Here is a 20,615-nt window from a genome sequence, read left to right on the forward strand (position 1 = left end):
TCACGCGGGCGGCCAGTTGCGCAGGGCCGTCTCGGCCACCCGCCGGAGGTCTTCCCGGGTGGCGCCCCCGGTGGCCTGTACGGAGATGCCGTTGGCGAACGTCATGAGGTACCGGGCGACGTGCAGCGGGTCGGTGCCGGGCGGCAGGTCCCCCTCGTCGACGGCCTGCCGGAACCGGTCGCGGAGCTGGGCGACGCCCCCTTCGCGCCAGTCGGCGAGCAGGTCCCGCGCGGAGCGTCCCGTCTCCCCGGCGGCGAGGGAGCCCTGGACGCCGAGGCATCCGGCCGGGCAGTCGGGGCGGGTGCTGACCTCCACGGCGCCGTTGAGGAACGCCGTGGCCACCTCGCGGGCGGTGGGCTTGCGCAGGGCGCGGGCGACGTAGGAGGCGGGGCCTTCCTCGTAGCGTTCGAGCGCCTTGCGGAACAGGTCCTCCTTGTTGCCGAAGGCCGCGTACATGCTGGTGCGGGTGATGCCCATGGCGCCGGTCAGGTCGGTGAGGCTGGCGCCCTCGTAACCCTGCTCCCAGAAGACCCGCATGGCTCTTTCCAGGGCCTCGTCGGCGTCGAAGCCCCTCGGCCGGCCGACCGCACCCTTCTGTCGCGTCTCCATGGACCCCAGTCTACGCCTTCCGTATCGATCGGTACGGATGTGTTACGGTCGCTTTCAGTACCGAGCGGTACTGAATGTCATCGGAGGTCATTCACCATGGGACAGCTCGAAGGCAGGACCGCCGTCGTCACCGGCGGCGGCACGGGGATCGGTCTGGCCAGCGCGGTGCGGCTGGCGGACGAGGGTGCGCACGTGTTCATCACCGGGCGGCGCAAGGACGCGCTGGACGAGGCCGTGGAGATCATCGGCGCGGAGCGGGTCACGGCGGTGGCCGGTGACGTCTCGGACCCGGCCGACGTGGACCGGCTCTACGAAGCGGTCCGCGCCCGCGGCCGGGGTCTCGACGTGGTCTTCGCCAACGCGGCGACCGCCTCGCTCGTGCCGCTGGAGGAGATCACCGAGGAGCGGTACGAGGAGATCTTCGGCGTCAACGTGCGGGGCACCCTCTTCACCGTGCAGAAGGCGCTGCCGCTGCTCAACGACGGTGCCTCGGTGATCCTCAACGCGTCCACCGCCGCGGACAACGGCGCGGCGGCGTTCAGTCTGTACGCCGCCTCCAAGGCCGCCGTCCGGACCTTCGCGCGGGGCTGGGCCAACGAACTCAAGGGCCGTGGCGTCCGGGTCAACGCGATCTCGCCGGGCCCGGTCGACACCCCGGGGATCACCAACCTCTTCAACGGGTCGGACCTGCCCGCCGTCCACACGAAGCTCGCCGGGGACACGGCGATCGGCCGGATGGGGCGCCCCGAGGAGGTCGCCGCGGTGGTGGCGTTCCTCGCCTCGGACCAGAGCAGCTTCGTCCTCGGCGCCAACTGGTACGTCGACGGCGGCGAGAACCAGATCTGACCCGGCCGGCTGCCCCTCCCGGCCCGAGGTCAGGCCGGGTGCAGGGCGGTGCGCAGGGTGGCGACGGCCAGGGAGATCGCGGCCCGGGCGGCGCGGGTCTCGCGCAGGGCGTCGAGCATCAGGAAGTCGTGGATGATGCCCTGGAAGCGGACCCCGGTGACGGGGACGCCCGCCTCGCGGAGCTTGTTCGCGTAGGCCTCGCCCTCGTCGCGCAGCACGTCCGCCTCACCGGTGACGACCAGGGCCGGTGGCAGCCCCGCCAGCTGCTCCGTCGTGGCCCGCAGGGGGGAGGCGGTGATCTGGGCGCGTTCGGCCTGGTTGGTCGTGTACTGGTCCCAGTACCACTGCATGCCGTCGCGGCGCAGGAAGTACCCCTCGGCGAACTGGTGGTACGAGCGTGTGTCGAACGCCGCGTCGGTCACGGGGTAGAACAACACCTGCTGCACCAGCGGCACATCGCCGTACTCCTTGGCCATCAGGGTCAGGGCGGCGGCCATGTTGCCGCCCGCCGAGTCACCGGCCACCGCCAGCCGACGGCTGTCGAGGTCCCTCGCCGTCCCCTTCGCGGCGATCCACCGGGCGACGGTGTAGCTCTGTTCGAGAGCCACCGGATAGCGCTCCTCGGGTGAGAGGTCGTACTCGGGGAAGACCACCGCGGCCCCGGCGCCGACCGCGAGTTCGCGGACCAGCCGGTCGTGGGTGCGGGCGTTGCCGTACGCCCAGCCGGAGCCGTGCAGATAGAGGATCACCGGCAGGAGCCCGGCAGCCCCGGCGGGCCTGACGATCCGGGTGCGGACGCCGCCGGTGGGCCCGTTCGGGACGGTGATCCACTCCTCGGCCACGGCGGGCATCGTCACCGGGCCCGACTGCGCCTCGTCGACGACCCCGCGTGCCTCGGCGGGCGGCAACTCGTGGAGAAACGGCCGATGGGCCGTCGCCTCGGCGAACGCCGCCGCCGGCGGCTCCAGCACCGGCCGTACCGGCTCGGCAGGGTGGGACATGACGTACTCCTGAGTGACCTGGGCCATGCCGGGGTCTCCGGCGTATCGCCTCCACGGCGGACCCGGCTCGGCCCACCTCGTCCCTGGCACGCTAGTGGGCGTGGGCAGGGGCGAATTGCCTGTCGACGCACCGTGCTTGATTCCGCGTGCACAAGGCGCCGTCGCATGTCACTCGCAGCTGTTCATGAGAGCGGCGAGGGCGTGGTCGATGTCCGTGTGCCCGCCTTCCTGCCCCATCGGCACCAGCTCGTGCGACCGCCGCAGGAACTCGGCGGTGTCCAGGGCCGGGACCTCGATCCGCGCGGACCCCGTGGCCGACCTCAGGACGATGGAGACGGCGTCACGGTGGCACCGGTGCGGCGGACTCACCAGCACGTTCCCGACACCGGCCGGTCGGCGCATGCCCTCCTCCAGCAGGGAACGGGCGAAGAACCAGTCGACCGGCTCCGGCGTCTCGGGCGCGCCCAGGGAGAGCCGTACGGCATAGGGGTCGGCCGCGTCGTAGATCAACTGCGCGCACAGCGGCACGGGGGGATCTCCTGGGAGGCCGACGGCCACCGTCACCGGGGACGCGACCGTTGTGGCGTGCTCACTCTTGTCTCTCATGGGGTCTTCCTCCTCGACCGGCTGATGCATGGGACTGCCTGCTCATGGGACGGACGGAACCGCTCACCGGACGACGAGGCGGGCGTCGCGCCAGTCGCGCGGGGGGACGCCGTAGACGCCGCGGAACACCCGGCTGAAGTGGGCGGGGCTGACGAAGCCCCACCGCTGGGCCACCGCGGCCACGGTCGGGACCGTCTCGTCGCCGCGGGACAGCTCACGCGCGCACTGCTCCAGCCGGCGGCGCTGGATGTGCCGGGCGACGGTGGTGTCCTCGCCCTCGAAGAGGCGGTGCAGATAGCGGACGGAGATGTGCTGGGCCTTCGCCACGGTCTCCGGGGACAGCGACGGGTCCTCCAGGTGGCGTTCGATGTGGTCGCGGACGCGCAGTAGCATCCGGTCCCGCTGGGGCGCCGGTTCCGCCTCGGCCTGCTGGGCCCGTTCGGCGACCAGCGTCGCGAACAGGTGGGCGACTCCGGCGGCCAGCCGGCCGGCGATCTCCCGGGAGTAGGGCTGCTCCGGCGTGACCAGCGTCGTCAGCAGGGACACCACGGCCGCGCCGAGGCCCTCCGTGGCGTCGATCACCGTTCCCGTGACCAGCCCGATCTCCCGTTCGGGCAGCCTCAGTACGGTCCGGGGGACGTGCACCACCCGGGCGGAGAACGGCTCGGGGCAGTCCAGGGAGTACGGGCGCGTCGTGTCGTACACGAGCAGATCGCCCGGTGCGGCGGTGACCGTCCGTCCGTCCTGGACGAGCGTGGTGGTGCCCGACTTCGGGACCGAGAAGCCGATGAACCCCTCCGGGGTGCGGGAGCAGGGTTCGGCGGTCCGGGTGACGCGCTGGGCGTCGGCGCTGATGTCGCAGACCCGGAGGTGTCCCACCCGGCCGGCGGCGATGCGGCCGGCGAACGGACCGTCCCTCAGCGGGACGACGGTCATCGGCAGCAACGCCCGGCCCAGCGCGTCGTGCCAGAAGGCGAGCTTGTCCCGGTCGGGAACCGAAGCGGTCGTCAGCACCTGGCCCATCGGGCTCTCCTTCTCCACGTCCATGCGGCGGGAACCTTGTTCTGCCTGCCATAAGCCAAGCAGCGGGCCGTTCGGTGCTCCAGGCAGGAAGCAGGCAGAAACCCGCGGCGACGGAGGCCGGCGGGCACGGTGCGCGCAGAGGCGCGTGGAGAGCGGGATGTGCGCTGAGGGGGAAGGACGGGCGGTGCCCTCGGGGCCTACGGTGAGGAGTGTCCCGGTGCCGGCGGCCCGGGCACCTTCCCGAGGAGGGCGAGTTGCTCGCGCGCGTCGGCGACCTTCGCGGGGTCGGCGTCGGCACCGATGGCGACGCAGGAGTGGAAGGCTTTCCGGGCGGGCTCGGTGCGCCCCGCTTCTCGGAGGACGTGGCCCAGTTGATTGAGGAGTCGACTGGTCATTCCGGGGTTGTCCCGGTCCAGGTCGAGAGCGGTACGCAGATGGTGGACGGCCGCGTCCCAGGCGCCGAGAAGATGGTGGGCCCTGCCGGAGACCGAGTGCATCTGGACCATGGTGAAGTGAGCGATGTGGGGCGCGATACGGTCGCCGGCCGCGTCGATGAAGGCGAACGTCTCCGCGAGGAACGCCAGCGCCTCGGCAGGGCGCTCGGTCTCCACCAGGAGAATGCAGATACCGAACCGGGCCTGCAGGGCGCCGTTCAGATCGCCTCCGGCCTCGAACAGCTCGGCCGCCCGCAGGGTGCTGGCCATGGACCGGTCGAAGTCCTCGAGCCGCCGGTACGCGGTGGACTGGTAGTCATGCGCCCAGGCCTGCTGGTTGAGGTCTCCCGCGCGTTCGGCGGCGGCGAGGGCCTGCGCCGACCGGCGGAGGCTGTCGTCATGGCGGCCCTCGATCAGCGTCAGTGCCCAGGCGTGGTAGTTGAGCTGTGCCGCCTCGACGAGCGGATCGCCGAGGACCCGGGCGCTGCGGGCGGCGGTGTCGAAGATCTCCGTCCAGTGACCCCAGAAGATCCACTGGTCGGAGAACCAGTGCAGGGCCTCGGCGACCTCGACGACGGTGGTGTGGTCCCCGGCCGCGGCGGTCGCCCGGTATGCGGCGAGCCAGTTGGCGCCTTCGGCCTGAAGCCACGCGCGGGCCAGGTCGGCGCTGGACAGGTCGACCGTCCCGCGCCAGTCGGGGGGCGGGGCGCCGTAGTCCGGTTCGTACCAGCGTCCGGCCACCGTGGCCGTCTCCAGCAGCCAGGTGTGCAGCGCCGTGCGGGCCGCGTCCGCGTCGGCCGCGCTCTCCTCGGACGTCAGGCGGGTGCGGGCGTACAGGCGCAGCAGGTCGTGCAGACGGTAACGGGTGTCGTCGGTGTCCAGCAGCCCGGTCTCGACCAGTTCCTCCAGGGTGTCCTCGGTGTCGAAGACGTCCTGTCCGACCAACTGCGCGGCCGCGGCCGCTGAGGTGTCGGGGCCGGGCACGAGGGCGAGACGCCGGAAGAGACGGGCCGCCGTGGGCGTGAGCTGCTGGTACGACAGTTCGAAGGCCGCCGACACGTGCACATCTCCGGCGGCGAGCACGTTCAGCCGGCGGTCCTCCTGGGCGAGGCGGTCGGCCAGGTGCCGTACGGACCGGCCGGTCCGGGTGGCCAGCCAGTTGCCGGCCACCCGCAGGGCGAGCGGAAGATGAGCGCACCGTTCGGCGACCTCGGCGACGGCCGCCGGGTCGGCCTCGGCGCGGTCGGCGCCCACCAGGCCGCTCAGGAGGGCGGTGGACTCCTGAGGTTCGAGTTCGCCGAGGGGGAGGCGGCGCACGCTGTCCAGGCCGGTCAGCATGCGCCGGCTGGTCACCAGGACCATGCACTCCCCCGCGCTCGGCAGCAGCGGGCGGACCTGTGCCTCGTCACGGGCGTTGTCGAGGACCAGGAGGCAGCGCCGGTCGGCCAGCGACTGGCGGTACAGCTCGGGGTGGCCCTCCGGGCCGACGCGTACGAGGTCCCGGTCGGCCACCTGCAAGGCCTTGAGCACCCCGAGGAGGAGTTCGGCCGGACCGGGTGGAGCGTCGTCCATGCCTCGCAGGTCCACCAGCAGCTGGCCGTGAGGGAACGCGTCGGCCACCTCATGCGCCGCTTGGAGCGCGAGTGTGGTCTTCCCGGCACCGGGCGGCCCCGAGATGACGACGACCGTCGGCCTCGCGGGACTCCGCGCGCTGTCGTCGCGCCCTTCGCCGACGGTCCGTTGCGCCAGGTCGGTGAGCTGTGCGATCTCCTTCTCCCGGCCGGTGAAGTCGTCGATGCCCCGGGGGAAGGAACGCACGCCCGTCGGTGAGTAGCCCGGAGTCCGCCCGGCCCGCGCCGCGGCCAGCAACCGGTCGCGTTCCGCCTCGCCCAGTCCCAGGCCGTCCGCCAGGGCCGCCACGGTCCGCTGCTGCGGAGCCGCCCGCCGCCCCCGCTCCAGGTCCCCGATGCCGCGCACGCTCACACCGGACGTCTCCGCCAGACCCTCGATCGTCAACGACGCGGCCTGCCGCAACTCCCGCAGCAGGGTGCCGAACGTCACCAGTTCACCGGCCACGCGGGCCCCCTCCCGTCGCCACCCTTCGCTCGCGGCGAGACCGGGGTGATTGAAGCGCATACTAACGGGACAATCAGGGGCCCGGGGGAGTCATTTCACCGGGGCGGTGAGCACCGCTTCCAGGGAGGCCACGTCCCCCGTCCGGGCCGCCGTGACGAACGCGGTCAGCAGGCGTCTGTGCCCCGTGGTGTTCCCGCGCACCCGCCGCTCCCGTTCCTGTGCCAGGTGCATGCGGGCCCGGCTCACGAGCTTCCGCGCGTTGCCCGGACTGAGCCGGAGGGTCCCGGCTATCTCGGGATAGCCGTAGTCGAAAGCCTCACGCAGGAGGTACGCGGCGCGCTCGGCGGGGGTCAGCCGCTTCAGCACCAGCAACAGGGCCGTCTCCACGGCCTCCGCCCGCTGCGCCCGCTGCTCCGGATCAGGTCCGGTGTCGACGGGTTCGGACAGCCACGGTCCCATCGAGGTCTCCCGGCGCACCCGAGCGGACTGCGCGACGTTGAGGGCCAGCCGGGTCGTGATCGTGGAGAGGAAGGCGCACGGGTTGACCACCGTCGAGCGGTCGGCCCTCTCCCAGCGCAGCCAGACGTCCTGAAGCACGTCCTCCGCCTCGACCGTGCTGCCGAGCACGCGGCGGGCGATACCGAGGAGTCGTGGCCGGTACTGGACGAAGACGGCAACGGCACCGTCCACGTCGTGTGTCGTCTCTGACCGTTCTGAGGGCATGAGTGTGCGGTCTCCGTTCCTCTGGTTGCTGCTGACCGTTGGGTGAGCGAGGAACTGCCGCATGACTGCAGACCGCCCCGGCCGGTGGTCCCATCGAGTACGTCCGATGTCCACGGCACTGCCGAGTATGGGTCGTTTAAGGGGGGGAAAGGGTGCTACGGGCTATTTGGTCACGGATAGTCAAGCGCGCCCTGGGGTGCCACGATGCGTTCGACCGCCGCCGCCACCAGTTCGTTGCGCTCGGCCGGGGTGAATACGTCCGGCAGGGTGAGCTGCTCGACGATCAGCCAGTTCAGGGTGAGGATGAGCAGCTTGACGGCCGTGGCGTCGCCGGGGAGGCCGGACGCCTCGTGGTAGGCGACGTTGGCGGCGACGTCCTCGCGGACGCGCTCGGTCAGCACCGCGCGCAGCTCGGGGCGGCGGGTTGCCTCCAGGCGCAGCTCCAGCAGGGCGAGATAGCCGGTGCGGAAGGAGGCGACCCGGTCGACCAGTTCCCGCATCAGCTGTACGTAGGTGTCCCGGTCGCGCCCGGCCGTGCGCTGGCGGGCGAGGGTGGCCTCGTCGGGGCGCAGCCGCTCGTAGACCCGGGCGCCCGCCTGGGTGAGCAGGTCGTCGCGGTTGGCGAAGTAGTTGGACGCGGTGCCGGCCGGGACGGCGGCCTCCGTGTCCACCGCCCGGAAGGTCAGCCCCCGGGCACCCTGCGCGGCCAGCACCTCGATCGCGGCGTCGACGAGGGCGGCGCGGCGCTGGTCGTTGCGTCTGACCATGTCACAGGCCGCCCATCGGCTCGATGTCCACCCGAACCGGCGTGCCCCACACCCGCAGCACCTCGTAGTCCGTGAACTCGTGGACGAGGCGGTACGCCATCGCCGCGTGCGGGCCGCGCAGTTGGGCCGCGATGTACAGCTCGGCCTCGCGGCGGTCGCGGCGCGGGGTGCCGCACAGCTGCCACGCCTGGCCGGTCCACTGCTCGGGCAGCCAGCGCTGCTGGGGCTGCGGCCGGTCACCCCGTACGCCGTAGCGGGACTGGACCGGCTCGGCGGCGCGGGCCGGCAGCGGTCCGCCGTTGTACTCGGCGCGGCGGGCCGTGCGGCGGCGGGTCTCGCACAGCAGGCACAGGTCCGGGGCGGCCTTGTCGACCGGCCCGTTCGGGTGCTCCGGGCAGCGGGTGCTGGGGGCCGCCGTCGTGACGCTCTCCTCCAGCTGGTCCAGCGCACGCTTCAGGTCCGCGCGGACCTCGTGCAGCTTGGCCTCCGGAGTGTCGGCGGTCAGGGCCTCGCCGTGCTCACCGAGGAGGCGCAGGGCGCGGCCCAGGGCGGTCAGCTGCGCGTGGTTCATGTCCTTCAGAATCGCACACGGCGCGGACGGCCCCGGGCCCCCGGCCGGACCGAAGGCGGCGGGCCGGTCAGCCGAGCGCCGCCGCCAGCGCCGCCCGCAGGTGACCGCCGGACTCCGCCAGCAGCCGGGTGGCCGTCGGACCGTCCACGTCGGCCAGCAGGACCAGGATCGCGTGCTTGACCTCGCCGTCGGTCGCCGTCAGGGCACGCTCGATGTCGTCGTCGGCGGCACCGGTGGCGAGCGCGACGATGCGGCGCGAGCGGGCCCGCAGCTTCTCGTTGGAGGCGCGGACGTCCACCATCAGGTTCCCGTACGTCTTGCCGAGCCGGATCATCGCGATCGTCGACAGCATGTTCAGGACCAGCTTCTGCGCCGTGCCCGCCTTCAGCCGCGTCGAGCCGGTGAGCAGCTCGGGCCCGGTGACCACCTCGATGCCGTGCTCGGCGGCGGCGGCCAGGGCACTGCCCCCGTTGCAGGCGAGGCCGACGGTCAGGGCACCGAGCGAGCGGGCGTACTCGACGGCGCCGACGGCGTACGGGGTGCGGCCCGAGGCGGAGACGCCGACCACCGTGTCGTCGGCGGTCAGCGCGAGGGCGTCCAGGTCGGCGCGGGCCAGCCCGGGGGAGTCCTCGGCGCCCTCGACGGAGGTGACCATGGCGTCCGGGCCGCCCGCGATCAGGCCGACGACCTGCCCGGGGGTGGTGTTGAAGGTGGGCGGGCACTCCGAGGCGTCCAGCACGCCCAGCCGGCCGGCCGTACCGGCGCCCGCGTAGACCAGCCGCCCGCCGCGCGCCATCCGGGCGGCCACGGCGTCGATGGCGGCGGCGATCTCGGGCAGCCGCGCGGCGACGGCGGCGGGCACGGTGGCGTCCTCACCGTTCATCAGCCGCGCGATGTCGAGCGTCGGCAACTGATCGATCTCGGCCAGCTCCGGCCGGAACGCCTCGGTGGTCAACGACTCCAACTGGGAACGGAGATCGGGGTGATGGGGGGTGGAGGTCATAAGATGCGGCCCTTTTCAACGTGCGATGCCTGTACTAACCCAGGGGCGCGGGTCTGTTTCGAGGTGCGGCTCCGCCGCGTGGGCGCGACCACCCACAACGAACCCGCAGCCACCCGCGAAGATCAAGCCCTACGGTCCCCCGCCCCCGCGCGGAGCGCCCCGTGCCGATGCGCCAACGCCTCATAGGACGCCGCCAGAGCCGGCGCAGCCGATTCGTAGATCCGCTGCGCCACCCCCACGAACAGGCAGTCCACCACCAGCAGCTGGCTGGTCCGCGACGACATCGCGGCCGGCCGCAGCTCGCTCTCCCGGGCGGTGGACGTGGTCAGCACGTGGTCGGCGTACTGGGTGACGGAACTGTCGGGGCGGCCGGTGATGGCGATGGTCGTCGCGCCCCGCTCGAAGGCGACCCGGAGCGGTTCGATGACGTCCCCCGTCGAGCCGGAGTGCGTGATCGCCAGGGCCACGTCCCCCGCGCGCAGCTGCACCGCGTTGGTGACGGCGAGGTGCGGGTCGCCCGGGGCGTGGGCTATGAGCCCTATGCGCAGCATCTTCTGGGTGAGATCCTGGGCGACCAGGTTGGAGGCGCCGATGCCGTACACGTCGGTGCGCCGGGCGGCGGCCAGTGCGGCGACGGCCGCGCCGAGCTGGACGGTGTCCAGTCCGGCGGCGGTGTCCGCGAGGGTCTGCTGCTCGTCGTAGGCCAGCTTGGCGACCACGTCGGCGATCGGGTCGTCGACCGCGATGTCCGTGGTGATGGCGGGGGCGCGGCCGGACTGCTGCTGGGCGGCCAGCCCGGCGAGCGCGAGGCGCAGGTCGCGGTAGCCGGGGTAGCCGAGCAGCCGGGCGGTGCGTACGACGGTCGCCTCGCTGGTGCCGGTCAGCTCGGCCAGGCCGGTGACCGTGAGGGCCGCGCAGCCGGCCGGGTCGCCCGCGACGGCCTCGGCGACCCGCTGCATGGACCGGGTCATCGACGGCGCCAGGGTGCGGACCTTGGCCGCGAGGGCGGCGGGCGCGGGCGGTGCGCTCCCGCCGCCGGTGGCACGGCGGCCCCCGGAGGCGGTCGCGAAAGTTTCCTTCACTTCATCGGTCACTCATGAAAGATATTTTCGTTTCGGTCCGCGGGTCAAGAGTGCGCACAATGGGTGCATGAACCCCATCAGCCCCCTGGAGCAGGCGCTGCACGCCGCGCGCGCCCTCGTGCTCGCCGACCTGGTGGCGGGCGAGGTCGCCGAACCGGACGTCGTCTCGCTGGTCGAGGAGTCGGTCGTACAGCGGCGCTGGTGGGTCGAGCAGTGGCCCGAGGGCGCGGAGTTCGTGGCCGGACTGATCGCCCAGGACGTGCAGGACGCGCTACTGGAGCGGTACGGCCGCTGGCCGCTGTGCCCGGTGTGCGGCTCCGGCGACCCGCACGCGCTGGACGTCGAGCCGGAACTGGGTCCGGACCCGCACTGGGTGTGCGGCAAGGCGGGCGTGAAGGTCGCGGCCGTCGGCTCGCTGGGCGCGGCCACCGGCGGTGCCTCCTCGTGAGGACGCTCCGGTGACCCTCTACATCGACCCGCCGACCTGGCCGGGCCACGGCCGGCTCTGGTCCCACCTGGTCAGCGACGTCTCCTACGCCGAACTGCACGCCTTCGCCGAGGTCCTGGGCGTGCCGCGGCGCGCCTTCGAACGCGACCACTACGACCTGCCCGCCCACCGGTACGCCGACGCGGTGTCCGCCGGGGCGCTGGAGGTCAGCAGCCGCGAGGTGGTGCGGCTGCTGCACGGCGCGGGACTGCGCCGCCGCAAGGGGGCCGCCTCCCGCGGCGCCCCGGGTGCTCAGCCGCGCAGCTCGTAGGCGAACTGCCCGGCGTCCTCGCCGCCCTCCCCGTCCTCCGCGCCGTCCCCGGCGATCCGGACGAACCCGGCGCGGGCGATGACGGCCTGCGACGCGGTGTTCTCCGGCTCGGTCGTCGCGAGCACGGACGTCACCGTCTCCCGCGCCAGCGCCCACGCGGACAGCGCGCGCAGCCCCTCGGTCGCGTAGCCGTTGCCCCGGGCCGCCTCGACGAGGTCGTAGCCGATCTCCACTTGGCCCTTCTCGTCCGGCGCCCCGTGGAAGCCGATGCCGCCGACCGCGCGCCCGTCCTCGCGCCGGACCAGGACGAAGACTCCCCACACCGGGCGGTGGACCCCCGTCTCGTACGCCTTCACCAGCATTCCGGCGGCGTCCCGGGTGCCCTGGAAGGGCCCGCCGTCGATCCACGCGAAGCCGCCGTCGCCGCCCGCGGCGAGGTCGGTGGCGGCGGCGGGCGTGAGGCCCTGGAGGGTGAGCCGCTCGGCCGGGATCACCAGGTTGTTGCGCCAGCGCCACTCGGTGACCGGGGCCCGGCCGGGCAGGTCGCCGCGGCCGGTGGCCCACAGCAGGGTGCGCCAGGGGTCGGTGTCGGGCCGGACGTGCGGGAAGAGCCGGGCGAGGAGGTCCGCACACCGCTCGGCGGGCGGTTCGTAGGCCAGCCCGAGACCTTCGGCGATGTCGTGCGTGTGCAGGAACACCTCGGTGATCCCCATCGCGGCGAAGCCCTCGCGGTCCGCGCTGCGGAAGGGGTACGGGTGGAAGGCCCGGACCTCGCGCGGGGTGGTGCGGACGGCGGCGGCGAGCAGCGCACCGGTCGTCTCGATGACCTGGAGGACGCCCTCGTTGTCGGCCGGGTCCAAGCCGTCGTCGCTGCCGTCCAGGGTGATCTCGAACGGCACGTACGCCTCGGTGGCGCGTCCGGCGAGCTGCCCGGCGTAGGCGATGAGATCGCTCGCGACGTGCTTCGCCGTGTACCGGCAGTCCCAGTCGAGCCGTCCGGCCCGTGTCGCGCGCCAGTCCCGGTCCGTCGCCGTGCGCAGCAGCGCGACGGCGCCCGCGACGGCCTCTTCCACCTGTTCCCCGCCCAGTGTCCGCATGCGGGGCAGGCTAGGCGCCGGGGGTGTCCGGGAGCGACAGCATTTCCAGCTCGCCGGTGAGGTTGTGGCGGGCGGTCGCCTCCCACTCCCGCCGTCCGTGCGGGGTGTGGAACAGGCCGGGCAGGCCGAGGAGTTGGCGCAGGATCGCGGCCCGGCCCTCGCGGAAGGCGTCGTTCGGCACGAAGTGGTACTCCTCGCGCACGGCCGCCGTGTACGCCGCGTACGCCGACGGCGGGGAGGCGAGGACCGCCAGGTCCGCGTCGCACAGGACCTGCCCGTCGCGGTCGTCGGCGGCCGGGGCGTGCGTCACGGTGAGCCGCACCAGCCGGGCCACCTCGGCGGTCTTCGCCGCGGACACCCCGGCCTCGGGCAGCGCGCGCTCGGCGAGGCGGGCGGAGCGCTCCTCGTTCTCGGACCGGTCGGGCCGGTAGACGGCGTCGTGGAACCACGCGGCGAGCCGCACCACGTCCACGTCGTCGGCGTGCTGGGCCAGTACGTCGACGTGGTCCAGGACCGCCGTGAGGTGCGCCAGGGTGTGGTAGCGCCGCTGGGGCTCCTGCCAGCGGGCGAGCAGATCGTCGGCGTACGGCGCGGGGTCGGGGCCGTGGGCGGCGGCTCCCGCCAGGGCGTGGGCGAAGCGGGTGCGCAGGGCGTCGAGGTCGGCCATGGGTGCATTCTTCCAGATAATGTTCGTGATAGCTTCTAACCGAAGTGTCTGCGTGCCCGGCCGGGTGGCCGGGCGGAACTCGAGAGGCGGCGGGCGGACCATGCCTCAGGCGCGCACCAGCACCCCGCGCGAGCGGTACCGCACCCAGGTGCGCGCGGAGATCAAGGAGCACGCCTGGGAGCAGATCGCCACGGCGGGGGCCTCCGCGCTCTCCCTCAACGCGATCGCCAAGCGGATGGGCATGAGCGGGCCCGCGCTCTACCGGTACTTCGACGGCCGCGACGAGCTGATCACCGAACTCATCCGGGACGCCTACCGCAGCCAGGCCGACACCCTCCGCGCCGCCGCCGAGGCCGGCGCCGACCTGGCCGGACTCGCGCACGCCCTGCGCGCCTGGGCCCTGGACGACCCGCAGCGCTACTTCCTCATCTTCGGCACCCCCGTCCCCGGTTACCACGCGCCCGACGACATCACCGAGATCGCCGCCGAGACCATGGCGGTCATCGTCGACGCCGCCGCCGCACCGCCGTCGCCGGGCGGCGGCACCGGCGGGGCGTTCGACGCCCACCTCGACACCCACCGGCAGTGGGCGGGGGACCATCCGGCGCCCGCCCCGGTCCTCCACCGCGCCCTGTCCTTCTGGTCCCGGCTGCACGGTGTGCTGTCCCTGGAACTCGCCGGGCAGTTCACCGGCATGGGCTTCGACCCCGCTCTTCTCTTCGAGGCCGAACTGAAGGACCTGCTGGGCCCCTAACGTGGAGTCCATGACGACTCCCGCAGACCTGCACGACGTACGCGACCCCGAGCTGCCCGGCCGGCTGCTCACCCTCGAACGCGACGAACTGGTGCCGCTGCTGCGCTCCCGCCCGGACGCCGACTTCACGCTGCCGGTGGCCGCGTGTCCGGGCTGGACCGTGCGCGACGTGCTGGCGCACTGCTCCAGCGCGCTGATCCGGGTGGTGGAGAAACGCTTCGAGGAAGGCGTCTTCTCACCCGAGTGCAACGACCGCGACATCGCCGAACGCGCCGACTGGAGCAACGCCCGGGTCGTCGACGAACTGGAACGCGGCATGACCGAGGCCGGCCCGGTGATCGCGCGCTCGGACGGCAGGCTGGACGCGGTGGCGCTGGGCGAGTGGGTGCACGCCGGTGACGTACGGGTGACCTTCGGCGAGCCGGGGGCGTACGCGGGGCGCGGGCTCCCGGAGGCGCTCGCGCTGCTCGGCACGGTCACCCGGGCGCGCGGTCACGTGCCGCTCCACGCCGACCTGGACGACCTGGACGAGCCCCTGAAGCTGGGCGAGACGAGCGGTGAGCGGCCGCCGGGCCGGTTCATCGGCGACGGCCCCACCCTCGTACGGCTCTACGCGGGCCGTCCCCTGGACGGAGCGGCGGGGTACGAGCTGGCCGGGGTGGAGGCGAAGGAACTGAACATCTTCGGCGGCTGAGCGGCGACGCGGGGACCCGGGCCTGCCGTCGGACGCGTAGTCTTGGATTGGACTAGACCTGTAGCAGGCCGACGAATGGGGTCCCATGAGCAAGCGTGCAGTCCTGGAGGTGATCGCCCTCGACGTCGAGGACGCGGTCGCCGCCCAGGCCGGAGGCGCGGATCGCCTCGAACTGGTCACCGACATGGCGGCCGACGGACTCACCCCGTCGGCCCCGACCGTCGCCGCGATCCGCGCCGCCGTCGACATCGACGTACGGGTGATGCTGCGGCTCGCGGACGGGTTCGCCGCCGGTGACGTCGAGCGGCTGACACGCGTCGCCGGTGAGCTGCGGGAGGCCGGGGCCACGCAGTTCGTGCTGGGGTTCCTCGACGCGGCGGGCGACGTGGACCTCGGCGCGGTGGAGCGGATCGCCGAGGTGCTGGACGGCTGCCGGTGGACCTTCCACCGCGCGATCGACCGCGCCGCGAACCGGGACGCGCTGCGCAAGCAGCTCGCGGACTTCCCGGGCCTGGACACCTATCTGACGGCCGGGGCGGCCGGGGGCGTGGACGACGGCCTGACCGTGCTGCTCGCGGAGGCGCGGCGGCGGGGGGAGCCGGGGTACGAGCAGCAGCTGCTGGTCGGCGGCGGTCTGCGGCTCGACCACGTGCCGGGGCTGATGGACGCGGGGATCGACGGCTTCCACATCGGCGGCGCGGCACGGCCCGCCGGGTGGGCGGGGCCGGTGTCGGCGGACGCGGTTTCGCAGTGGCGGCGGGTGTTGGGGGAGTAGGAGCCCCCGCAGCTAGGTGAGCTGCGGCGGCAGCCCCGTCGCGTGGGTCACGATCAGCCCCGACACCGCACGGGTCAGCGCCACGTACAGGCGCCGCAGCCCCGTCCGTTCGTCCGGCTCGCCGTCGACCACGGCCTGCGGCTCGTCCAGGACCACGTAGTCGTACTCCAGGCCCTTGGCCAGTGAGGCCGGGACCAGGGTCAGGCGGGTGGCGCGGGTGGTCTCCTCGCCGGGGCCCACGTGGCCGATCCCGGCCGCCGCCAGGGCCGCGGCCAGCTCCGGCACCCTCGCGTCGGCGGCGATGAGGCCGACCGAGCCCTCCCGCTCCAGCAGCTCACGGCAGGCCGCCACCACGTCGGCCGCCCCGCCCGGAGCCGTACGGATGTCGAAGAAGCCCGGGTTCTCGCGGATCGACGCCACCGGCGTCAGCCCCGGCGCGATGTGCGGCAGCAGCCGGGAGGCGTACGCGATGACGTCCGTCGGCACGCGGAAACCGGCCGTCAGCTCCTCGACCACCGCGTCGCCCTTGCCCAGGTGCCCCAGCGCCTGAGCCCAGCTCCGGGTCGCCCACGGCGTGGTGCCCTGCGCCAGGTCGCCCAGGACGGTCGCCGAACCGGTGGTGCAGCGCCGGCCCACCGCGCGGTACTGCATCGGGGACAGGTCCTGCGCCTCGTCGAGGACCACGTGGCCGAGGGAGTGGGTGCGCTCGATCAGGTCGGTCGCCTCGTCGATCAGCACGGCGTCGGCCGGTGACCACTTGGCGGACTTCACCGAGCGGGCCGGCTTCACCCACAGCACCGCCTTCTGCTCGTCCCCGGTGAGGATCCCCTCGGCGTGCTCGGCGAGGAAGTCCGCGTCGGCGAGCAGCCGCAGCACCAGCTTGGCCGGGTCGACCTGCGGCCAGACCGACTTCACCAGCGCCTTCACGGCCGCGTTGCGTGCCACCGCGTTCTGCACCCGGTCGTCCGGCGCCTCGCCCGCCCGCTCCATCTGCACCAGCACCGCGTGCGCGATCCGCTGCGGCAGCGCCTCGCGGGCGGCGCCGTAGCGGATGTCCCGGGCGAGCAGCTCGCGGACGATCTCCTCCAGCTCGTACACCGGCACCCGCCAGCGGCGCGAGCCGCGCACCACGACGACACCCTCGGTGGGCGGCGTGACGTGGGAGTACAGGGCCCGGCGCAGCACCTCGGCCATCCGCGCGTCGCCCTTGATCACCGCCGTCGCCGCCTCGTCCGTGCCGCGCACCTCGACGTGGGCGACCAGGTCGTCCACGGTGGCCTGGCGGACCGTCAGCTCGCCGAGGGCCGGCAGCACCTGCTCGATGTAGTGCAGGAAGGACCGGTTCGGGCCGATGACCAGCGTGCCCGTGCGGGCCAGGCGCTCGCGGTGCGCGTACAGGAGGTAGGCCACCCGGTGCAGGCCGACGGCGGTCTTTCCGGTGCCGGGGCCGCCCTGCACACAGACCGAGCCGGACAGTCCGGCGCGCACGATCTCGTCCTGCTCGGGCTGGATCGTCGCCACGATGTCCCGCATCGGTCCGACGCGGGGCCGCTCGATCTCCTGCTGGAGCAGCCTGCTGGTGGTCGCCGCCTCGGCCGGGTCGAGCAGGTGCTCGTCCTCGTACGCGGTCAGGTCGCCGCCGGTGTAGCCGAAGCGGCGGCGCAGCGAGACGTCCTGCGGGTCCTTCTTCGACGCCCGGTAGAACGGCTGGGAGACCGGCGCCCGCCAGTCGATCACCATCGGGTCGCCGTCCGCGTCGTGCACGTGCCGACGACCGACGTAGAAGCGTTCCCCTTCCCCGCCCTCCGCCTGCTCGGCGCCCGGGGCGTACAGGTAGTCGAGCCGGCCGAAGAACAGAGGGGTCTCGCTGAGGTCGGCGAGCGCCTTGATGCGCTGCTCGATCTGGCTCTCCAGGACGGCGGCGTTGACCCAGTTCGCGGTGACGTCGGTGATGTCCAGGGACTCGACGTCCTCGCGCATGGCGCGCAGCGCGGAACGGGAAGCGGCGAGGTGGGAGCGCTCTTTGGAGAGGGGGTCGTCGTGGACGGGCGTGGACAAGGGGATGCCTCCGGATGACCTGCGGTGCGGTGGGCGCGGGGCGCGCGCGGTGGGCCGACCGGTTTCCGTCCGGACGGCAGCACTCCGTGGGGAGGCGGGCAAGAGCGGAGATTCTAGGGGAGCGGACGCGGCGCGGGCCAACCGTTTTCCTCCGCCCCGCGGCCGACCCCTAGGGGATCACGTCATCCGCTCCGGGGGATGCGCTCCCTCCAGGGTCGTAGCGGAGGCGGAGGAGGGTTGGGTCCGTAGACCGATGCCGGTCGGGGGGTGGCGGTCGCACCATGGAGACATGAGCGCAGCAACCATCTCCCCCGCCCCGGCACCGGGCCGCGTGTCCGGTGCCACGCCCGTGGCCGGCAGCCACCGGCACCGGCTCGGTGACACCCTGCGCGCCGTCAGGGTGTTCGCGGGCGCCGCCTTCGACGTGGTCGTCCTCGGTGAGTACGGCGAGGAGGCCGGCGTCCGCCGCCACTGAGCGTCAGCCGAGGACCTCGTCCGCGTCCATGATCCGGTAGGCGTAGCCCTGTTCCGCCAGGAAGCGCTGGCGGTGGGCGGCGAAGTCCTGGTCGAGGGTGTCGCGGGCGACGACCGAGTAGAAGTGCGCCTGGTGGCCGTCGGCCTTCGGCCGCAGCACCCGGCCCAGGCGCTGGGCCTCCTCCTGCCGCGAGCCGAAGGTGCCCGACACCTGGATGGCGACCGTCGCCTCCGGCAGGTCGATCGAGAAGTTCGCGACCTTCGACACGACCAGCACGCTGATCTCGCCCTGCCGGAAGGACTCGAAGAGCTTCTCCCGCTGGGCGTTGGACGTCTCGCCCTTGATGACCGGCGCGCCCAGGTGCTCGCCCAGCTCGTCGAGCTGGTCGATGTACTGGCCGATGACGAGGATCTGCTGCCCGGCGAACCGCCGCACGATCGCCTCCGTCACCTTCCGCTTGGTGTCGGTCGTCGCGCAGAAGCGGTACTTCTCCTCCGTCTCGGCGGTGGCGTACGCGAGCCGCTCGGAATCGGTGAGGTTGACCCGGACCTCCACGCAGTCGGCGGGTGCGATGTAGCCCTGCGCCTCGATCTCCTTCCACGGCGCGTCGAACCGCTTCGGGCCGATCAGGGAGAACACGTCCGACTCACGGCCGTCCTCCCGCACCAGGGTCGCGGTCAGGCCGAGCCGCCGCCGGGCCTGGAGGTCGGCGGTGAACTTGAAGACCGGCGCGGGCAGCAGGTGCACCTCGTCGTAGACGATGAGCCCCCAGTCCCGGGAGTCGAACAGCTCCAGGTGCGGGTAGACGCCCTTCCGCCGGGTCGTCAGCACCTGGTACGTGGCGATGGTGACCGGCCGGATCTCCTTGCGGGTACCGCTGTACTCGCCGATCTCCTCCTCGGTCAGCGACGTGCGCTTGACCAGCTCGTGCTTCCACTGCCGGGCGGAGACGGTGTTGGTGACCAGGATCAGCGTCGTCGACTTGGCCTGCGCCATCGCACCCGCCCCGACCAGCGTCTTGCCCGCGCCGCAGGGGAGCACGACGACGCCGCTGCCGCCGTGCCAGAAGTTCTCCACCGCCTGTTTCTGGTACGGGCGCAGCGCCCAGCCGTCCTCGGCCAGCTCGATCGCATGCGCCTCGCCGTCGACGTACCCGGCGAGGTCCTCGGCCGGCCAGCCCAGCTTCAGCAGCGTCTGCTTGATCTGCCCGCGCTCGGAGGGGTGCACGGCCACCGTGTCGGCGTCGATGCGGGCGCCGACCAGCGGCGCGATCCGCTTCGACTTCAGCACCTCTTCCAGCACCGGCCGGTCGGTGGTCGTCAGGACCAGGCCGTGCGCCGGGTGCTTGGAGAGGGTGAGCCGGCCGTAGCGGTCCATCGTCTCGGCGATGTCGACCAGCAGCGCGTGCGGCACCGGGTAGCGGCTGTACTCGACGAGCGCGTCCACGACCTGCTCGGCGTCGTGGCCCGCCGCCCGCGCGTTCCACAGGCCCAGCGGGGTCACCCGGTAGGTGTGGATGTGCTCCGGCGCCCGCTCCAGCTCCGCGAACGGAGCGATGGCCCGACGGCAGTCGGCGGCCTGCTCGTGGTCGACTTCGAGGAGCAGGGTCTTGTCGGACTGGACGATCAGCGGACCATTCACGGGCGGCACCCTTTCGCGTGCGTACGGCCGGACGACGGCTCGGCCAAACGTCCAGTGTGCCTGATCGCGGGGCCGGGCCTACCGGAGACCGATGGTGATGTTGTTGATGAGCGGCCCCTCCAGCGCGGCGGCCTTGGGCGCGAGGGCCCCGAACAGCGCCGCGGCGGTGATCAGGGCGGCGACGGAGACGGCGACGGCGGAACGGGCGGTGGCGTGGGCGGCGGAACGGGCGGGCTCGGTGGTCGTGTCGCGCACGGGAGGCCTTTCGAGGAGCCGAGGGTGAGGACGGCGGGCCGGACCCGGAAGGGCGGGGGTCCGGCCCGCCGGAGGGAACGCGGTAGCGGAACGGTCAGAGGGTGAGGCCCCCGCCGAGGTCGATGCCGACCGCGGCGGCCTCGGCGGCGAACGCCGCGAGCAGGGCCGCGGTGGAGGTCAGGACGGTGGCGACACGGCGAACGGCAGTACGCATCGGGTTCTTCCTTTCGGTTGGTTTGCGGGCACCCGGTGGCTGCCCGACCGCCCGTGACCCGATGCGGAATATGAAAAAAGCTCCCTCGCAGGTGCGACTCACCCGGCGTGGCGTGCATGAACCACGGCGTACACCCGAAAGTGTGCCGCGCGTCGTACGCCGGTTCAGCCCGCGTCGTCGGCCAGCTCGGCCACGCCGGTGATCCGGTGCAGCGGGTAGGTGCGCACCTCGTCCGCCGTGTGGTCGTACGCCGTGACGAAGCCGCCCTCGACCCGGATCGGCGCGATCACGCGCTGGCTGGCGGCACCCTCGGCGTTCACGTAGCCGATCCACAGCGCCTCACCGGTCAGGACCGCCGCCTGCATCGTGGCCAGCGTCTCGGCGGCGCCCGTGCGGGGCAGCGTCCCGCCCGGCGCCCCGCCCTCGCCGCCGCCATCCTCGCCGCCGGGCCCCGGCTTGCGCGGGGTCGTGGAGGCGAGATCACCG

Annotated in this window: 22 protein-coding genes and 1 pseudogene; 7 read left to right on the top strand and 16 right to left on the bottom strand. The window is 73.1% G+C overall.

Going from position 1 to position 20,615, the window contains the following annotated elements; translation table 11 throughout:
- The gene (locus BZZ08_RS30400; protein ID WP_104635425.1) at positions 1-609 is read right to left on the bottom strand and encodes a TetR/AcrR family transcriptional regulator; all 609 of its coding nucleotides are present in this window, start codon (positions 607-609) and stop codon (positions 1-3) included.
- 96 nt (positions 610-705) lie between these two features.
- Here BZZ08_RS30400 and BZZ08_RS30405 point away from each other — a divergent pair, with 96 nt between their 5' ends.
- Positions 706-1,455, top strand: coding sequence for an SDR family NAD(P)-dependent oxidoreductase (locus tag BZZ08_RS30405; protein ID WP_104635426.1), 750 nt, complete (start codon positions 706-708; stop codon positions 1,453-1,455).
- A 29-nt stretch (positions 1,456-1,484) separates the two neighbouring features.
- Here BZZ08_RS30405 and BZZ08_RS30410 read toward each other — a convergent pair whose 3' ends face one another.
- The 9 genes and pseudogenes from BZZ08_RS30410 to BZZ08_RS30450 form a co-directional block, all read right to left on the bottom strand.
- The gene (locus BZZ08_RS30410; RefSeq protein ID WP_104635445.1) at positions 1,485-2,456 is read right to left on the bottom strand and encodes an alpha/beta hydrolase; all 972 of its coding nucleotides are present in this window, start codon (positions 2,454-2,456) and stop codon (positions 1,485-1,487) included.
- A gap of 168 nt (positions 2,457-2,624) precedes the next feature.
- A complete protein-coding gene (locus BZZ08_RS30415; protein WP_157953359.1) occupies positions 2,625-3,062 on the bottom strand; it encodes an SsgA family sporulation/cell division regulator in 438 nt (145 codons plus the stop codon).
- A gap of 63 nt (positions 3,063-3,125) precedes the next feature.
- Positions 3,126-4,109 (bottom strand): AraC-like ligand-binding domain-containing protein, encoded by a 984-nt coding sequence (locus BZZ08_RS30420; protein ID WP_241965605.1) that lies wholly within the window; start codon positions 4,107-4,109, stop codon positions 3,126-3,128.
- A gap of 173 nt (positions 4,110-4,282) precedes the next feature.
- Positions 4,283-6,595 (bottom strand): ATP-binding protein, encoded by a 2,313-nt coding sequence (locus BZZ08_RS30425; RefSeq protein WP_104635428.1) that lies wholly within the window; start codon positions 6,593-6,595, stop codon positions 4,283-4,285.
- Positions 6,596-6,700: 105 nt separating this feature from the next.
- A pseudogene (locus BZZ08_RS30430) lies at positions 6,701-7,318 on the bottom strand (sigma-70 family RNA polymerase sigma factor); the annotation flags it as partial.
- 170 nt (positions 7,319-7,488) lie between these two features.
- Positions 7,489-8,085: a TetR/AcrR family transcriptional regulator gene (locus BZZ08_RS30435; protein WP_104635430.1), complete on the bottom strand. Its 597-nt coding sequence runs from the start codon at positions 8,083-8,085 to the stop codon at positions 7,489-7,491.
- 1 nt (position 8,086) lies between these two features.
- Entirely contained in the window at positions 8,087-8,656 is a 570-nt protein-coding gene (locus BZZ08_RS30440) for a hypothetical protein (RefSeq protein WP_104635431.1), read from the bottom strand.
- A 67-nt stretch (positions 8,657-8,723) separates the two neighbouring features.
- The gene (gene murQ, locus BZZ08_RS30445) at positions 8,724-9,659 is read right to left on the bottom strand and encodes an N-acetylmuramic acid 6-phosphate etherase (RefSeq protein ID WP_104635432.1); all 936 of its coding nucleotides are present in this window, start codon (positions 9,657-9,659) and stop codon (positions 8,724-8,726) included.
- 122 nt (positions 9,660-9,781) lie between these two features.
- A complete protein-coding gene (locus BZZ08_RS30450; RefSeq protein WP_241965606.1) occupies positions 9,782-10,753 on the bottom strand; it encodes a MurR/RpiR family transcriptional regulator in 972 nt (323 codons plus the stop codon).
- A 55-nt stretch (positions 10,754-10,808) separates the two neighbouring features.
- Between BZZ08_RS30450 and BZZ08_RS30455 the strand changes: the two genes are divergently transcribed.
- Positions 10,809-11,189, top strand: coding sequence for a hypothetical protein (locus tag BZZ08_RS30455; RefSeq protein ID WP_104635434.1), 381 nt, complete (start codon positions 10,809-10,811; stop codon positions 11,187-11,189).
- A gap of 10 nt (positions 11,190-11,199) precedes the next feature.
- Positions 11,200-11,499, top strand: a complete 300-nt coding sequence (locus tag BZZ08_RS30460; RefSeq protein ID WP_104635435.1) for a DUF4031 domain-containing protein — start codon at positions 11,200-11,202, stop codon at positions 11,497-11,499.
- Here BZZ08_RS30460 and BZZ08_RS30465 read toward each other — a convergent pair.
- Together BZZ08_RS30465 and BZZ08_RS30470 are read right to left on the bottom strand one after the other, a co-directional pair.
- Positions 11,481-12,596 carry a GNAT family N-acetyltransferase gene (locus BZZ08_RS30465; RefSeq protein WP_104635436.1) on the bottom strand — a complete coding sequence of 372 codons (1,116 nt, stop codon included), beginning with the start codon at positions 12,594-12,596 and terminating at the stop codon, positions 11,481-11,483. The genes BZZ08_RS30460 and BZZ08_RS30465 overlap by 19 nt on opposite strands.
- A 10-nt stretch (positions 12,597-12,606) precedes the next feature.
- On the bottom strand, positions 12,607-13,263 hold the full coding sequence (locus tag BZZ08_RS30470) for an HD domain-containing protein (RefSeq protein WP_198601780.1): 657 nt from the start codon (positions 13,261-13,263) through the stop codon (positions 12,607-12,609).
- 100 nt (positions 13,264-13,363) lie between these two features.
- On the opposite strand from BZZ08_RS30470, the gene BZZ08_RS30475 reads away from it, so the two are divergent.
- The 3 genes from BZZ08_RS30475 to BZZ08_RS30485 all read left to right on the top strand — a co-directional run bounded on the left by BZZ08_RS30475 (position 13,364) and on the right by BZZ08_RS30485 (position 15,486).
- On the top strand, positions 13,364-14,017 hold the full coding sequence (locus tag BZZ08_RS30475; protein ID WP_104635438.1) for a TetR/AcrR family transcriptional regulator: 654 nt from the start codon (positions 13,364-13,366) through the stop codon (positions 14,015-14,017).
- A gap of 10 nt (positions 14,018-14,027) precedes the next feature.
- Positions 14,028-14,711: a maleylpyruvate isomerase family mycothiol-dependent enzyme gene (locus BZZ08_RS30480; protein WP_104635447.1), complete on the top strand. Its 684-nt coding sequence runs from the start codon at positions 14,028-14,030 to the stop codon at positions 14,709-14,711.
- Between the two features lie 85 nt (positions 14,712-14,796).
- Positions 14,797-15,486: a copper homeostasis protein CutC gene (locus tag BZZ08_RS30485; RefSeq protein WP_104635439.1), complete on the top strand. Its 690-nt coding sequence runs from the start codon at positions 14,797-14,799 to the stop codon at positions 15,484-15,486.
- A 12-nt stretch (positions 15,487-15,498) separates the two neighbouring features.
- Here the strand turns inward: BZZ08_RS30485 and BZZ08_RS30490 are convergent, their stop codons facing one another.
- Positions 15,499-17,544, bottom strand: a complete 2,046-nt coding sequence (locus BZZ08_RS30490; protein WP_104635440.1) for a HelD family protein — start codon at positions 17,542-17,544, stop codon at positions 15,499-15,501.
- 289 nt (positions 17,545-17,833) lie between these two features.
- Between BZZ08_RS30490 and BZZ08_RS30495 the strand changes: the two genes are divergently transcribed.
- Positions 17,834-18,019, top strand: a complete 186-nt coding sequence (locus tag BZZ08_RS30495) for a hypothetical protein (RefSeq protein WP_198601781.1) — start codon at positions 17,834-17,836, stop codon at positions 18,017-18,019.
- 3 nt (positions 18,020-18,022) lie between these two features.
- Here the strand turns inward: BZZ08_RS30495 and BZZ08_RS30500 are convergent, their stop codons facing one another.
- From BZZ08_RS30500 to BZZ08_RS30515, 3 genes are all read right to left on the bottom strand, one after another.
- Positions 18,023-19,660, bottom strand: coding sequence for a DNA repair helicase XPB (locus BZZ08_RS30500; protein ID WP_104635442.1), 1,638 nt, complete (start codon positions 19,658-19,660; stop codon positions 18,023-18,025).
- Positions 19,661-19,738: 78 nt separating this feature from the next.
- Positions 19,739-19,915, bottom strand: coding sequence for a hypothetical protein (locus BZZ08_RS30505; protein WP_104635443.1), 177 nt, complete (start codon positions 19,913-19,915; stop codon positions 19,739-19,741).
- Positions 19,916-20,293: 378 nt separating this feature from the next.
- The coding region (locus tag BZZ08_RS30515) for a WYL domain-containing protein (protein ID WP_133169235.1) at positions 20,294-20,615 on the bottom strand (322 nt) is incomplete at its 5' end.

The organism is Streptomyces sp. MH60 (genome assembly GCF_002939385.1).
In the GTDB taxonomy this organism is placed as follows: Bacteria; Actinomycetota; Actinomycetes; order Streptomycetales; family Streptomycetaceae; genus Streptomyces.